13 protein-coding genes are annotated in these 15,516 nt (G+C 61.3%); 12 read left to right on the forward strand and 1 reads right to left on the reverse strand.

The features are described from left to right. The 3 genes from nuoL to ACMGFL_RS04130 are packed head-to-tail and all read left to right on the forward strand — an operon-like array spanning position 1 to position 5,093. Positions 1-2,037: an NADH-quinone oxidoreductase subunit L gene (gene nuoL, locus ACMGFL_RS04120; RefSeq protein WP_436934269.1), complete on the forward strand. Its 2,037-nt coding sequence runs from the start codon at positions 1-3 to the stop codon at positions 2,035-2,037. Beyond that, positions 2,038-3,594, forward strand: a complete 1,557-nt coding sequence (locus tag ACMGFL_RS04125; protein ID WP_436934270.1) for a complex I subunit 4 family protein — start codon at positions 2,038-2,040, stop codon at positions 3,592-3,594. After that, a complete protein-coding gene (locus ACMGFL_RS04130) occupies positions 3,591-5,093 on the forward strand; it encodes an NADH-quinone oxidoreductase subunit N (protein WP_436934271.1) in 1,503 nt (500 codons plus the stop codon). Before ACMGFL_RS04125 ends, ACMGFL_RS04130 begins: the two co-directional genes overlap by 4 nt. Positions 5,094-5,150: 57 nt before the next feature. Here the strand turns inward: ACMGFL_RS04130 and ACMGFL_RS04135 are convergent, their stop codons facing one another. Next, on the reverse strand, positions 5,151-5,306 hold the full coding sequence (locus tag ACMGFL_RS04135; protein WP_436934272.1) for a hypothetical protein: 156 nt from the start codon (positions 5,304-5,306) through the stop codon (positions 5,151-5,153). A 139-nt stretch (positions 5,307-5,445) separates the two neighbouring features. Between ACMGFL_RS04135 and mvaD the strand changes: the two genes are divergently transcribed. The 9 genes from mvaD to ACMGFL_RS04180 all read left to right on the forward strand — a co-directional run bounded on the left by mvaD (position 5,446) and on the right by ACMGFL_RS04180 (position 15,450). Then, positions 5,446-6,426 carry a phosphomevalonate decarboxylase MvaD gene (gene mvaD / locus ACMGFL_RS04140; protein WP_436934273.1) on the forward strand — a complete coding sequence of 327 codons (981 nt, stop codon included), beginning with the start codon at positions 5,446-5,448 and terminating at the stop codon, positions 6,424-6,426. Positions 6,427-6,477: 51 nt separating this feature from the next. Then, complete coding sequence (locus tag ACMGFL_RS04145) at positions 6,478-6,693, forward strand: DUF6199 family natural product biosynthesis protein (RefSeq protein WP_436934274.1); 216 nt, start codon at positions 6,478-6,480, stop codon at positions 6,691-6,693. A gap of 247 nt (positions 6,694-6,940) precedes the next feature. Beyond that, a complete protein-coding gene (locus ACMGFL_RS04150; RefSeq protein ID WP_436934275.1) occupies positions 6,941-9,451 on the forward strand; it encodes a type II/IV secretion system ATPase subunit in 2,511 nt (836 codons plus the stop codon). Then, on the forward strand, positions 9,448-11,619 hold the full coding sequence (locus ACMGFL_RS04155; RefSeq protein WP_436934276.1) for a type II secretion system F family protein: 2,172 nt from the start codon (positions 9,448-9,450) through the stop codon (positions 11,617-11,619). Before ACMGFL_RS04150 ends, ACMGFL_RS04155 begins: the two co-directional genes overlap by 4 nt. 31 nt (positions 11,620-11,650) lie before the next feature. Next, complete coding sequence (locus ACMGFL_RS04160; protein ID WP_436934277.1) at positions 11,651-12,127, forward strand: DUF7287 family protein; 477 nt, start codon at positions 11,651-11,653, stop codon at positions 12,125-12,127. Position 12,128: 1 nt separating this feature from the next. Beyond that, on the forward strand, positions 12,129-12,773 hold the full coding sequence (locus ACMGFL_RS04165; RefSeq protein ID WP_436934278.1) for a DUF7288 family protein: 645 nt from the start codon (positions 12,129-12,131) through the stop codon (positions 12,771-12,773). Further along, a complete protein-coding gene (locus ACMGFL_RS04170; RefSeq protein ID WP_436934279.1) occupies positions 12,770-13,825 on the forward strand; it encodes a hypothetical protein in 1,056 nt (351 codons plus the stop codon). The genes ACMGFL_RS04165 and ACMGFL_RS04170 overlap by 4 nt, the downstream gene beginning before the upstream one ends. Next, positions 13,822-14,487 carry a DUF7266 family protein gene (locus ACMGFL_RS04175; protein WP_436934280.1) on the forward strand — a complete coding sequence of 222 codons (666 nt, stop codon included), beginning with the start codon at positions 13,822-13,824 and terminating at the stop codon, positions 14,485-14,487. Before ACMGFL_RS04170 ends, ACMGFL_RS04175 begins: the two co-directional genes overlap by 4 nt. Before the next feature lie 30 nt (positions 14,488-14,517). Then, positions 14,518-15,450: a DUF7289 family protein gene (locus tag ACMGFL_RS04180; protein ID WP_436936414.1), complete on the forward strand. Its 933-nt coding sequence runs from the start codon at positions 14,518-14,520 to the stop codon at positions 15,448-15,450. Positions 15,451-15,516: the final 66 nt, after the last annotated feature.

Consider the following 15,516-nt stretch of genomic DNA (forward strand, 5'->3'; position numbering starts at 1 on the left):
ATGACAGGAGCATTCGACTTCGCACCAGCAATCGCACTGTTCCCGCTTGCCTCGTTTGTGATCGCGCTGTTTTTCGGCTCGTACATGCCCAAACGGGGTGCGCTGGCGGGCATCGCCGCAACCGCCGCCTCGCTCGTGTTTTCGCTGTGGATCGTCGTCGAAATTGCGAGCGGATCTGGCCCTTATCAGGAGACGCTGTACACCTTCGTCGGGGCGGGTACTGGCGACGTCGCGGTCGAGGGTGTCGAGTTGACCTTCGGGTTGCTCATCGACCCGCTCGCGGCGCTGATGCTCGTCATCGTCTCGCTGATTTCTTTTCTCGTCCACGTCTTCTCGCTTGGTTACATGAACGACGAGGGCGAGACTGGACTGCCCCGGTACTACGCCGGACTCGGCCTCTTTACGTTCTCTATGCTCGCCTTCGTCTACAGCGACAACTTGCTGATGGCGTTCATGTTCTTCGAACTCGTCGGCCTGTGTTCGTATCTGCTCATCGGCTTCTGGTTCCGCGACGAGGCCCCGGCGAGCGCGGCCAAGAAGGCCTTTCTCGTGACTCGGTTTGGCGATTACTTCTTCCTCATCGGCGTCGTTGGGATTCTCGCCACGTTCGGCACGACGGCGTTTGCCGGGTCTGAGTCGTTCGTGACCGCAGCGAGTGACGCGCTCGCTGGCGAGGGGATGATGAACACGTTCCTCGGCTTCTCCGAGCAGCAGTGGGTCACCGTCCTCGGCTTGCTCGTCCTCGGCGGCGTCGTCGGCAAGTCGGCGCAGTTCCCCTTGCACACCTGGCTGCCGGACGCGATGGAAGGTCCGACGCCCGTCTCGGCACTCATCCACGCGGCGACGATGGTCGCTGCCGGTGTGTATCTGGTCGCACGGATGTACGGCTTCTATCTCCTCTCGCCGACAGCACTGACTATCATCGCACTGATCGGCGGCTTTACGGCGCTGTTTGCGGCGACGATGGCGCTCGTCAAGCAGGAACTCAAGCAGGTGCTCGCGTACTCGACCATCTCGCAGTACGGCTACATGATGCTCGCGCTCGGCGGCGGCGGCTACACGGCCGCGGTCTTTCACCTGACGACTCACGCCGTGTTCAAGGCGCTGCTCTTTCTCGGCGCGGGGTCGGTCATCATCGCGATGCATCACAACGAGAACATGTGGGATATGGGCGGCCTGAAAGACCGGATGCCGGTCACCTACTACACCTTCCTCGCGGGGTCGCTCGCGCTCGCGGGCATCTTCCCCTTCGCTGGCTTCTGGTCGAAAGACGAGGCGCTGTACGAGACGCTCATCCACGCGCTCGAAGGTGAACCGCTCCTGCTCGTCGCCTACGCCTTCGGACTGCTCGCCGTGGTGCTGACCGCGTTCTACACCTTCCGGATGGTGTATCTGACCTTCCACGGCGACGCCCGCACCGAGCAGGCGCGTGACCCGGAACCCGTGCGCTGGAACGTGAAGTTCCCGCTCGCGACACTCGGCGTCCTCGCCACCGTCGCTGGCGTGCTCAACATGGGCGTACTCAAGGAGTACATCGGTGAGGAGAACCTGTACCTCCACGAGTGGCTCGACGGGGCGACGCTCGATGGCGACCTGGGCGCGCTCTCGGTGCATCACTACGCCGACCAGTTGCCCTACGAGTCGGCTGATCTCTCGCCTATCGTGCCGGGCGTAGTCGCCTTCGCTCTCGCTCTCGCGGGCCTCGCGCTCGCGTGGTCGCTCTACCACGGGCCGGACCCCGACCCGCACATGGAACGGCTCGGCAGTCTTCGCACGCTACTCATGAACAACTACTATCAGGACGAATATCAGGTCTGGCTGGCATCGGGCGTCACACTGCCACTCGCACGCGCTGCAGACACCTTCGACCGGAGCATCATCGACGGCGTGATCAACGGTATCGGGAGCGTGAGCGTCGCGCTCGGGAAACGGTTCCAGCGGCTCCAGACGGGCGTCGTCACGAACTACGCGGCCCTGCTCGCGCTGGGACTGCTCTTCCTTGTCGTGGTCTTTGGCCTCGTCGGGGGGTGGTTCTGAATGATCATCGAAGGGCTGCTCGGATTCACGCTCGCCGCGGCGCTTTTCGTCTTCGTCGTCCCCGACCGACTCGCCGGAAAGTTGGCGACGGCGCTCAGCCTTGTTCCGCTCGCAGGCAGTCTGTGGATGTTCTCCACCTACTCCGGCGAGGGCAACGCCTTCTTCGCCGGTGGGGACATCGCCTTCCAGACGAGGGTCGACTGGGTCGAAATCGGCCAGTACACCCTCCAGTGGAACGTCGGCGTCGACGGGATCAGTCTCCCGCTTTTGGTGTTGACGACGATCCTGACGACGCTCGCGCTGGTCTCCTCGTGGACGCCCATCGACGAGCGCCAGTCGCAGTTCTACGGGCTGATGCTCCTGCTCGAAACCGCGCTCATCGGCGTGTTCACCGGCCTCGACTTCTTCCTCTGGTTCATCTTCTGGGAGGCGGTTCTCATTCCGATGTATCTGCTTATCGGAATCTGGGGCGGCCCGCGGCGCAAGTACGCCGCCATCAAGTTCCTGCTGTACACGAATATCGCCTCGCTCGTTCTCTTTGCTGGTTTCGCCTTGCTCGTGTTCGGCCTCGGTGACTCTATCGGGACGCTCTCGATGCCAGAGATCACGCAGGCGCTTCACGCGGGCGAACTGGACTCCTTCGCCGGACTGAGCGCTGCCATGATCCAGGAACTGGCCTTCCTCCTGCTGTTCGTCGGCTTCGCGGTGAAGGTGCCGGTCGTCCCCTTCCACACGTGGCTGCCGGATGCACACGTCGAGGCACCGACGCCGGTGTCGGTCATTCTGGCTGGCGTCCTCCTGAAGATGGGTACCTATGCGCTCCTTCGGTTCAACTTCACGATGCTGCCAGAGGTTGCGATGACCAGCCCCGTCCCGGAGATTATCGCCGCTGTCGGCGTGCTCAGCGTCATCTACGGGGCGATGCTCGCGCTGGCACAGCAGGATCTGAAACGCATCGTCGCCTACTCGTCGATTTCGTCGATGGGCTACGTGCTCATCGGCCTGGTGGCCTTTACCCCACACGGAATGGGTGGCGCGACCTTCCAGATGGTCAGCCACGGTCTCATCTCCGGGCTGATGTTCATGGCCGTCGGCGTGCTGTACAACGCGACTCACACGCGGATGGTCGGGGACATGTCTGGACTCGCAGACCGGATGCCGTGGGCGGTCGGCATCTTCGTCGCTGGTGCGTTCGGATACATGGGACTGCCGCTGATGAGTGGATTTGCCGCCGAAGTGCTGATCTTCATCGGGTCGTTCGACGGCATCGTCACGGCCTCGCCGCTCGTGACCGGAGTGGCGATGTTCGGTATCGTCATCGTCGCGGGCTATCTGCTCTGGGCGATGCAGCGCACCCTCTTTGGCCCCTTCGAACTCGAAACCGAGTACGAGGTCGGACGCGCACCGCTTCACGACGTGGCCCCGCTTGCGGTGTTGCTCGGACTGGTCATCCTCCTCGGCGTCAACCCCGACCTGATCTACGAGTTGATACAGGACGGAGTCAACCCGCTCGTGGAATATGCCACGACCAGCGTCACGGGAGGTGAACTGGCATGAGCGACATCGCACAGCTTCCGGACTGGATGGCGGTGTCCCCGGTGCTGGTGCTGCTGGGTGGGGTACTTCTCCTGTTCGTCCTCGATATGATCGACCCGGACAGCAGGAACAGTCTCCTGCTGTCGGGGACGGCCGCCGTCACCGCGCTCGCCTCGCTCAGCGTCGCGGGCTGGTTCCTCGCGGCCGGAACCGGGCAGGAGCGAACCGGCGGGCCGATCCAGTTGTTCGACGGGGCGCTCGTCGTCGACGGGATGGCGCTGTTCGTGGCGGCTATCGTTACGAGTGTCACGCTACTGGTCGTCGTCGGGAGCTACGAGTATCTCTCCGACCACCCGTATCAGGCAGAATATTACTCGCTGATGCTGCTCGCGGCGACGGGAATGGCGACGATGGGCGCGGCGAACAGCTTCGTCACCGCCTTCATCGCGCTGGAACTTGCCTCCTTGCCCTCCTACGCGCTGGTCGCCTCGCTGAAGACGAACAAGGGAAGCGCCGAGGGCGGACTGAAGTACTTCCTCATCGGCGCGCTGTCCTCGGCGGTGTTCGTCTACGGCGTCTCGCTGGTCTATGCCGACACGGGCGTCCTCCAGTTCGACGCCATCACCGACGCTATCGTCGCTGACGGGGCGAGTCCCATCGTCGGACTTGGGATGCTCTTCATCCTCGGTGGCATCGCGTTCAAGACGGCGAGCGTGCCCTTCCACTTCTGGGCACCCGACGCCTACGAGGGCGCGCCCGCACCGGTTTCGGCATTCATCTCCTCGGCGTCGAAGGCGGCCGGATTTGTACTTGGCTTTCGCATCTTCGTCGAGGTGTTCCCGCACGCACAGGTCGTCGACACGTTCGACTGGGTGGTCGCCTTCCAGGTGCTCGCAGTGGTGACGATGACCGTCGCCAACCTCGCGGCGCTCAAACAGGAGAAGGTCAAGCGGATGCTCGCGTACTCCTCGATTGCCCACGCGGGCTACGTCCTCATCGCGCTCGGCGCGCTAACTGGTGGGGCCGACCAAGGACTCGTGCTCGGGGCCGGACTGGCACACCTGCTGGTCTATGGCTTCATGAACACGGGGGCCTTCCTCTTCATCGCGCTGACCGAACACTGGGACGTGGGCCGAACCTTCGAGGACTTCAACGGGCTGGCACGCAGCGCCCCGTTCGCCTGCGCGGCGATGACCATCTTCCTGTTCTCGCTCGCAGGACTGCCGATGGGCGCGGGTTTCCTCTCGAAGTTCTATCTCCTGCTCGCGGCGGTCAACGGCGGCGTGGCGCTGCTTGCGGTCGCGTTGGTACTCAACAGCGTCGTCTCGCTGTATTACTACTCGCGGGTGGTGAAGGCGATGTGGATCGAAGAGCCAGCCACGGACCGCGAGATCGAGAGCTACCCGACGGGACTGTACGTCTCGCTCGCCCTCGCTGCGCTCGTGACTGTTCTCCTGCTTCCAGCTTTCGGCCCGGTCGTCGAACTCGCACAGATTGCTGCCGAGGGAATTCTGCCGTAGACCGGGCTGGCACCGTACCGGACTTGATGTCTCTTCGGCTGTTCCATCACGACACTATCAGAAGCCTCGATTACGGCGCGTGTAGAAGGCCGCGAGGCCGAGGACACAGAGTCCGATCCCCCACCAGAGGTCGTTCCCAGGCAGGAGTGTGAGGACAATTGTCACGACACCTGACGAGAGCAGCGACCAGCCGAGTGTTGTCTGGGTCGACATAGTGGTGACAGTTGCTCGAACAGATTAAACCACACGACGGGTGTGAGAGCGCTTTAGCCTGACGACACGGGCGAGAGTCCTCGTTCTCGTCGACGGCGTGTTCAAAACTGCAAAGTAGTGACGCCGATTCCGGTGTGGTATGAAGGCAACAGCGAAGGCCCACCCGATCGAGGGGGTCGTCAAATATCACGGTATGGTCGACGACCAGTTGCGCCTGCCGTATCACGATTCGATCAGCCTCTGCACCGCGCCGAGTCACACGAAGACGACGGTCCAGTTCGAGTCCGACCGGAACGAGGACCGATACGTCGTCGACGGCGACGTGGTCGAGGGTCGCGGAGCAGAGCGAATCGAGTCCGTCGTCGACCACGTTCGCGAGCGAGCAGGGATCGACGACCGGGTGCGCTTCGAGTCCGAGAACTCTTTCCCGACGAACATCGGCTTTGGTTCCTCGGCGTCCGGGTTCGCGGCCGCGGCGACGGCGCTTGCCGAGGCGACGGGACTCGACCTTTCACACCCGGAAATTTCGACGATTGCCCGACGCGGGTCGGCGTCTGCGGCGCGGGCGGTCACCGGCGGGTTCTCGCATCTCCGGGCGGGGATGGACGACGAGGACTGCCGTTCGGAGCGGATCGACGTCCCCGATAATCTGGAAGACCGCCTTCGCGTCGTCGCGGGGATGGTCCCCTCCTACAAGGAGACCGAGGCGGCCCACGAAGAGGCGGCGGAGAGTCACATGTTCGAGGGGCGACTGGCACACATCCACGAGCAGATTACCAACGCGCGCTCGGAACTGCGCGCGGGGGACTTCGATGCGGTCTTCGAGCGGGCCGAACACGACACGCTATCGCTCGCGGCGACGACGATGACCGGCCCCGCTGGCTGGGTGTACTGGCAACCCCGAACCATCGAGATATTCAACACCGTCCGCGAGCTGCGCGAGAGCGAGGGCGTGCCGGTCTACTTCTCGGTAGACACCGGCGCGAGCGTCTACGTGAACACGACGGACGAACACGTCGACCGGGTCGAATCCGCCGTTGCTGACTGCGGTGTCGACACCCGCGTCTGGGAACTGGGCGGCCCCGCACAGGTGCTCGACGAGACTGCGGCGCTGTTTTAGCATAAAACAGATCTGCGAAGCATCTTTGCAGGCGGACCGAGAACGACGACCATGGTCGATGTGGTTCCCGTCCTGCTGTTCGTGTTTGGGTGCATCGCCGTTTTCAGACCCGAGTGGATCGCAGCAATTGACCGCCGTCAGAAGGCGGCGGGGACGACTCGCAGTCCGGCTGATGTCGAACTGACTGAGACATATCACGTCGTCGTTCGGGTTGTGGGGATTCTGTTCGTGCTCTTCGGGATCGTGTTTATACTCCGAAGTCTCTGAAACTGTGCTTCGGGGGTTCTCTCGAATCAAGAATCCCCGCGTATTCACACGACGGATACCGATCTGATCTGTCGTGTCGTTCACCTGCTGTCATTTCAATCCGTGAAAAATCCACTTCTCACAGTGAAACCTATCTTCGACAGTCTCTGTTTCTTTATCACAGACCGTCTGATATCATTATCAAAACCGATATTTTGTGTCACGTCGGCGAAAAGCTTTTTGATGCTATCGCTATAGATGATGAACAATGGCAATAGACCGGACAGAGGGGGCTGAGGATGAGTCGGGGTCTGGAACGGCGCTCGGATCGCCGACAGCCGTCGGCGAGTACTCCTGGAGTGATTTCAGACGGGAGGAACACGACGGGGGGCAGTTCGATCGGAGCCTCTATCTGGGGTTCGAGCCGCGTGACACGCCGCGGCGACTTGAGGCCGCCGCCAGCGCCGCCAAGACTGTGCAGGTCGTGTGGGAGGACTATCTCGATATTTCCGCTCGTGATATCGTCAAGGGCTCGTACACGTGGGAACATTTCAAGTGGGAGTACTACTACGACGAGGACGGAAACCGACCGCGGACCGACGACGGGGAAAAGATCCCCTTCGAACCCGCGGAGTATCTCGGATTCGAACCGGACCAGACTGAATCACGGCTCAGCCACGGTGAGTCGGTCGCGAGCGAACTCGCAGACCTCGTCGACGAGCGAACGGTCAACGTCGCGGAGGACCTCGACGAGGACGAATTCTTCTCGGATGTCCACGGGAACCAGACTGTCGTCTCCCGGTACGACCTGGAAAAGGGCGTTCCGATGGACAAGAAGACTCACTTCGTCGAGCGGAACCGCTACTGGGTGAACAAGCCCTACGCCTTCGTCATCATTTTCCACTCCCGGAAGGAAAACGAGCGCAAGTACTACGCCATCGAACCCTACCTCAACGCAATCGAAGACGACGTGCAGGACTTCCTCGCACGAAAGCTCAAAACCGCGATCAAGTACTCGGAGGACGACGTTATCGTACAGGGGTCGGAAGCCGACCGGGCCGAGGTCATCCAGCGCGAAACCGAGAGTCTCCTCTCGCGCTATGACCTGTACAGCGACCCCCTGCCGGGCGAGGGCGGGATGACCGAGGGTGGGCTGGTCGACTCGATCAAGGGCATTTTTGGAAGCGACGCCGACGAGACGACAGCGGAGACAGCCACCGAACTGCAGGGTCTGTCGGTGCGCCCCGAACCGATCATCATCGAGGAGGACCCGGATACGCTCTCGGAATACCAGGTCGAGAAGTTGCTGTACTACCTCAAGCGAAACTTCATCGGGTACAGCCAGATCGACCCCATCAAACACGACATCAACGTCGAAGACATCTCCTGTGACGGCTACAACAGCCGCGTGTTCGTCTATCACACCGACTACGAGCAGATTATCTCGAACATCGAACACGGGAAGGAGGAACTCAACGACTTCGTGGTGAAACTCGCCCAGCGCTCGGGGAAAGGTATCTCGAAGCGCCAGCCACAGGTCGACGCGACGCTGCCAGATGGCTCGCGCGCGCAGTTGACCCTCGGTGCGGAAGTCTCGGACCACGGAACAAACTACACTATCCGACAGTTCAAGGACGTCCCGTTCACGCCTGTCGACCTGATCAACTGGAACACGTTCAACTTAGACGAGATGGCGTTTCTGTGGCTCTGTATCGAGAACCACAAGTCGCTCATCTTTGCGGGCGGCACCGCATCGGGGAAGACGACGAGTCTGAACGCGACGTCGCTGTTCATCCCATCCAGTGCCAAAATCGTCTCCATCGAGGACACCCGCGAGGTGGAGTTGCCCCAGCGAAACTGGGTTGCGAGTGTCACCCGCCCATCTTTCGGGCAGGACGACACCGGCGACGTCGACGAGTTCGACCTGCTCGAAGCCGCACTCCGCCAACGGCCGGATTACATCGTGATGGGTGAGATCCGCGGCGAGGAGGGTCGAACGCTGTTTCAGGTCATGTCGACGGGCCACACCACCTACACCACATTCCACGCGGACTCGGTCGGTGAAGTGATAAAGCGGTTCACGACCGACCCGATCAACGTCTCGAAGACGCTGTTTACGGCGCTGGATCTCGTCTCGATCCAGACCGAAACGCGGGTCAACGACCGGAAGGTGCGCCGGAACAAGGTGCTGACGGAGATCAACGAGTACACGCCGGAAAACGACGAGATCAACGTGCGAGACGTCTACGAGTGGCGCGCGGAGACGGACACGTTCATGCAGATGGGGTCTTCGAGCACGCTCGAAGAGATCAAGTTCGACCGGGGCTGGCAACAGGACCGACTCGAGCGGGAACTGTTCAAGCGCAAGGTGGTGCTCGCTTATCTCATCCAGAACGGCCTCAACACCTACACTGAGGTGGCCGCGACGGTGCAGGCGTTTATTAACGACCCGGATACGATACTGGCGATCATCGCACAGGACGAACTCGAACGGTCACTCGAAGACTTACGGGAGATGGAGTCCGTCCAGATCGAAGTCGATCCCGAAAAGGAGGCGCTCGTGCCCCGCCCGGACCCGAACGAGGAACTGCTCGATGAGACCGACGAGATCCTCTCCGAGGCCGACCCACTGTTCGAGCGCTACAGCGAGATGGACACGGTTGATGTCATCTCCGCGCTCGAGGGACTCGGGGAGGAGGAAAACGTCGAACCGGACGACGAGGACATCGACTTCGGTCAGTTCGTCCCCAAGGCGGGCACGGAGGCAAGCGAGGAATGAGCCTCGAACGCCGTGACCAACCCGCGGTCAGGGAGGGCGACGACTCGCTCGGTGGCCGGTTTTACTTCCTCTATAACTGGATCTTCGACGAGGACAGCCAGTTCGTCAAAAGCGTCGAGGAGAAACTCGCGCAGGCCCGGATGGCCGACAACGTCGAGATGTTTCTCGCTCGTGCGCTGGCTGTCGGACTGCTTGCCGGGCTTGGACTCGCGATGCTCGGCATCTTCACTGGCTATCTGTTCGTCCAGTTGTTCGTCGGCCCCGAGTCGTCGCTGATCGGGATCCGCATCCCCAACTCCATCGCTCCTGTCGTTGACGTACTCAAGACGCCGCTTATCGTCCTCACTGCTGGACTCATCTTCGGAACCATCGGCTTCGTCGTCGGCTTCGGGTCGCTCGTGTCGATCCCGTATTTCCGCGCCGGGGGGCGAAAGCGCGAGATCAACGTCCTGCTTCCGGACGCCATCTCGTTTATGTACGCGCTTTCTGTCGGGGGGATGAACCAGCTCGAAATCCTCCGTGCGATGGCGAAAGCCGACGATACCTACGGCGAGTTCGCAAAGGAGTTTCAGTCGATCGTGCTCGAAACCGAGTACTTCGATACCGACTACCGGACTGCGATTCGCAATCAGTCGATCGAGACACCGAGCGGCGAACTCGCGCAGTTTCTGACGGACATGCTCTCGATTATCAACTCAGGCGGTGACATGACTGCATTTCTGGAAGACCAGAAGAACAAGCACATCCGGACGGCAAAGCAGGAGCAAAAGAAGATGCTCGACACGCTCGAGCTGTTCGGCGAGATGTACATGACACTCTCTCTGTTCCCGCTGCTTTTGATCATCATTCTCGTCATCATGAGTCTCACGGGCGGCTCGCAGGACACTCTGCTCTATGGGGCCGTCTACGGGCTGATTCCGCTGATCGGGATGGGCTTTCTGGTGCTCGTCTCGACAGTCACACAGGACGAGATCGGTGACGGCTATCTCCGGCCGGATTCGGGTGAGGACTTCACCGTCGACGAAGGGATCGGCGTGTTCAACCCCGGTCTCGTCGAGCGGTACCGTGGCGAGTTCGCCGTCTTCGACAAGATCAAGCGCCGCGAGGGGACGACCGAACTGCTGAACATCCTCAAAGCTCCGCATCTGTTCTTCCGGGACCACCCGCCGCTCGTGTTGATCGTGACGGTGCCGCTGACGTTGCTCATCCTGATCCTTGCGGTTGCGACCGGGAGCGTCCCCATGTCCGAGCAGGGGATGATCGACGAACCGATCTACGGCACCTTCATGTGGATCTACGTCCCGGTGTATCTCAACTTCCTGCCGCTCGCGGTGTTTTACGAGTGGAACGTCCGTTCGCGCAAATCCGTCCTGAACGACCTCTCGGAGAACCTCCGCAAACTCTCCAGTGCCAACGACACCGGGCTGACGCTGCTCGAGTCGCTGAAGACCGTCTCCGAAACCTCCTCGGGACGGCTCTCCGATGAGTTCGAGACAATCCACGCGAAGGTCAACTACGGGACGAGCCTCAAGGACGCGCTCCGGGAGTTCAACAACGAGTATCACATTCCGCGGCTCTCCCGGACGGTCAAACTCATCAGCGAGGCACAGGAAGCGTCGAGTCAGATCGAGGACGTCCTCTCGACGGCCGCGCAGTCCTCGGAGAATCAGGACGACATCAACCGCGAGCGCCGGTCGCGGACGCTGATGCAGGTCGCGATCATCATCATGACGTATCTGACGCTGCTGGGTGTGATGGCACTCCTGAAGATCCAGTTTCTGGATACCATGTCCGGGCTGGGCGGGCAAAACGTCGAGGAGGCCGACCAGTTTGCTGGCTCGATAGACACGGAAATGATGTCGATGCTGTTTTTCCACGCGGTGACGTTGCAGGCGATCATCTCGTCGTTCATCGCAGGCTATATCAGAAACGTCGACCTGATCTCGGGGGTGAAGTACGCCGTCGTCCTGGTGACGGTGGCGCTGATCACGTGGATCGTCGTCGAGCAGATATCCAGCCCAAGCAGTGCGGAGGGCGAGGCGCTTCTCCTGCTCGTCGGCAGCGCTGGGATTTCGGGCCGAACTATCGGCCGCGGTGTTCGACGAAGACTGCGCCGGTTCGGGACCCGACTCGAACGCGGAGCGGACGGCATCGATCGAGGGGGATAAACAGGGAAACAAGGGGGGTAAACACTGAACGATGGCACGAACTCGGGGGGCGAGTGAGAGACAGGGGGGACCGCGCGCACAGACGCTTCTGGATTATCTCATCGGGATGACTGTTTTGCTGCTTGTCGTCGTCGGGACGTTCGCGACACTCCCGGGATTGACCGCCCCGTTCGACGACCCAGTCGATGTCGGAGAGCGACAGATAGCGGATAGACTTGCAGACGCGACGGTCGCGTGGAACAGTTCAACTGCGGGCGCACAGACGGTTCATTACGACGGACTGGCTGATACACTCCAGTCGGGGTCGTCTTTCGCCACGCTCACTGAACGCGTCGGCATCCCGTCGAACAAGTTCGTGAACGTTACGCTGGAATCGGGTGGGGAGATACAGGCATCCGGCGGCAGTACGTTCAGAGACGACCCTGCGGCGACGACCGTTCGGGTCGTCAAGACACACGAGACGACTGTCTGTACGCCAACCTGTCGACTTATCGTGAGGGTGTGGTAAGATGCGTGTTAATGCAACCGCACGCGACCGGGGGCAGGCGTATTCATTGGAAGGGATCATCGGCGCAATCATCATCGTGAGCGCGCTCGTGATCGGGTTGCAGGCCGCTGAGCCGTCTCCGTGGGCAACCAACGGGGCCGAGCAGCAGGCAGAAGACCTGCGCACTCAGGTCGAGGACGTACTCGACGCCGCGGGCGAAGACGGGCTTCGAACGGCGATAACCTGTGTGACAAACAGCGTCGAGGGTGACCGCGATCCGGCTGTTGGGGCCCCGTCGAGCAACGCCACGGAATTCAACAGGATATTGAACCGCTCACTCGTCCAGCCCGGGTACGAGTACACCCTCGTTTTCGAGTGGCTCGATGCCTCGGGGGACCAGATCACTACTGAGCAGGTGTATCCAGACGACCCGCAGACTCCAGGGGACGGAGCCGTCAGTAGCACTCGGACAATTCTGTTGAGTGAAGGCGACCGGCTCTACACACGACAGCCAGCTGGAACTGATGAGACGTGTCAGGTTGCCCAGCGAACGCCGAACACGCTGGCTGCGACCGATCGGAGTGACCTGAACTTCTACATCGACGAACAGGTCGGATCGAACGACGATATCTACGCACTCGTTCGGGTTCGGGTGGTCGCATGGTGAGCGATCCACGAGCGGTTCTGGGAGAGACAACTGACGAGAGTGACAGCCCAGTGACTGCGGCAAACTCGGCAGACCCGCGCGGACGATCTGACCGGGGACAGCTCATCCTTATTGCGGCAATCTTGCTCGCGGTGTTGGTCGTTAGCTCCGTCTTGCTGCTCAACACGGCACAATCTGCGACAGAGCTTCGAACGAACCAGCAGTCACAGAGTGTCACCGACGCAGCACAGACGAACCAGGAGATCCAGCACGGGCTCGAAACGCTTTTCGAGACGAGCACGTCCCTCGCGGAGGCAGACGCAAAGCTCCCGTACAGTCTCGACCTCGAATCGGACGTCGAGGCGTTTCACGACCGGTATCTGGGCATCAAAAGCGCGAACACCGCCGGGATGACGACCATCTCGTACGACGAGCAGGACACGGTCACCGGCGGCATCGTCTTTCAGACTGAACGCGGAACGTTCGAGGCAGCCGACGGCGACGACACCTGGAGAGTTCTCACGGACGTCAACTCGGTCCCGACGCTGTCTGCAGATATCGAACGCGTCTCCCCGTCGTCTTCGTTCAATATCTCCGTCAGCGGTATCTCTGCTCAACTCCGGGTCGAAAACACCGGCTCGGGATACACCGTCACCCGGCTGGACGGCGGAACTGTCGCGCGGACGTGTTCTGGCCTCGAACCGCCGATCGTCGTCGACTTCCATCGCGGGTCCGGCGAGGTGCGAGGGGCAACTGACGGCTGTGAGCAGTTCACTCTCGGACGAGGGCTCTCGTCGGGTTATTCCATCGAATTCGAGAATGGACACAACGCAGAGGGAACGTACGTTATCTCGGGGAGCGGCGATGCCACGTTCGACGACGCTGCCGACGTGAACAGCTACGACCCGAACGTCGACTGGCCGACGTCGGACGAGCCGAACTACCGCGGCCCGGCTGACGCTTCGTCGAACGGGGACGATATCGTCGTCAACCCCACCTTCGTGGTGACCTACGACGACCCTGATCTCACCTATCAGAGCGCCTACGGACTCTACAACAGGACAGGACGATGAGTGTGAACCAACCCCCAGATGGCTGTGATCGCAGAGACCCAGCGACCGAGAGTGCCCGTGGACGCGACACTGCATCGAGGGTGTCGTCCAGGAACGCCGAAGATGACTCACGGCCCGGAGAGGGGAGTTCGAGTCGCTCGCGGCCACAGCCGAGGTTCCGACGCAGTTCAGGGCTGGCGACTGACACAAGGGGCGTTTCAGTTGCACTCACGCACGCGCTGACGCTCGGGATCACGGCGGTGTTGATTATTGGGTTGCTCTTTTCGGCCGGGCAGTATCTGGACACACAGGAAGACCGCGCCGCGTTGACACAGCTCGACGAGGTTGGCAACGACATGGTCGCACAGATTCACGCGCTCGACCAACTCAACAGGACCGGCGAACAGGTGCAGGCGACCATCGAGCCGAACTACCCCGAGCTGGTGTTCGACGAAGCGCCCTACACGATTGGTCTCGCGGATGCCGACAGCACGTCGAGATACAGGAACGCCCCGAACGTGGATGTCGTCGTCACGATCGATTCGCGGTTTACCGACGGCCCTCGGGCGTATCCAGTGACGACACAGACGGACCTGAACATCGGGTCAACCGTCCGGGGCGCACAGCCAGTTCTCCGTCTCTGCACGAACCCACAGGAGATCACACTCGGGAGGTGTCCATAGATGCGAGCGCAGCGACCACCCACGCAGGAAATGCACGCACAGCGCCCATCCACACGAGAAATACACGCACAGCGCCCATCCACACGAGAAATACACGCACAGCGCCCATCCACGCGGTGTTCATCCCAGCCAGCCACACAGACGCGTCGAGGGGTCTCTGACGTTCCTGCATTCATTCTGATGTTTTCTATTATTGTTCTGGCTACCACGACAGTCGCTGTCGCTGGCGTCAACCAGTTGACCGCGCTCAACGACCGCGAGACGATCAATACAGCCGAGCGCTCGATGGAGGCCACTGCGGCGACGCTCGATAAGATCCACCAGCAGAGTGACCCGGCCCGGTCGGTACGGCTTCCGCTCGGAACTGGGAGCATCTGGCTGAATCAGACGACGCTTTCTGTCGATTCTCCTGACATCTCTCTGACGGGGACGCCGTTCGAGAACCCGATCGATGTCAACTCGCTCGAACACCGGTTCGACCGCAATCCCGAACCCATCACGTTCGCCTACGAAGCAGGCGGGGCGTTCCGATCGGACGCCGGGATCGAACGGTACGAGCCAGCGATGCGCTGTACCACGGGTGCAGGTGGTGACACTGTCGCAGTCGTCTCGGTCGTGAAGCTGACAAGTGGTGACTCGATCGACGTTGCGTCCGGGTACCGCGATGGTATTTCTATCGATCCGACTGACATCTCGTCGGGGGGAGCAGGCCCTGACCTGAGTCGGTCGCTGCAGATCGATGCGCAACTCCTCGATACGGACCGAGTCGTCAGGGAGTTCTCTACCACTGGCGAGATCACTGTCGATGTCGCGGAGACGGCGTATCCTGACCAGTGGATTCGCTATCTTCGTGTGGCTGCGGGCTGGGACCGGCAGGGGCCGAACAGTTCCGAGTTCTCCTGCGAGGCTGGCCGGGCCTTGCTTCGGGTTGTCACAGTCGAACTGTCGACGCCAGGCTTCTGATTTGGGCACACGTCCCGACAGTACCGTCTGCGTTCGCTCGCGTCTCCGCGACATATTTATATGGAT

This window comes from Halovenus marina (assembly GCF_051414115.1).
Lineage (GTDB): Archaea > Halobacteriota > Halobacteria > Halobacteriales > Haloarculaceae > Halovenus > Halovenus marina.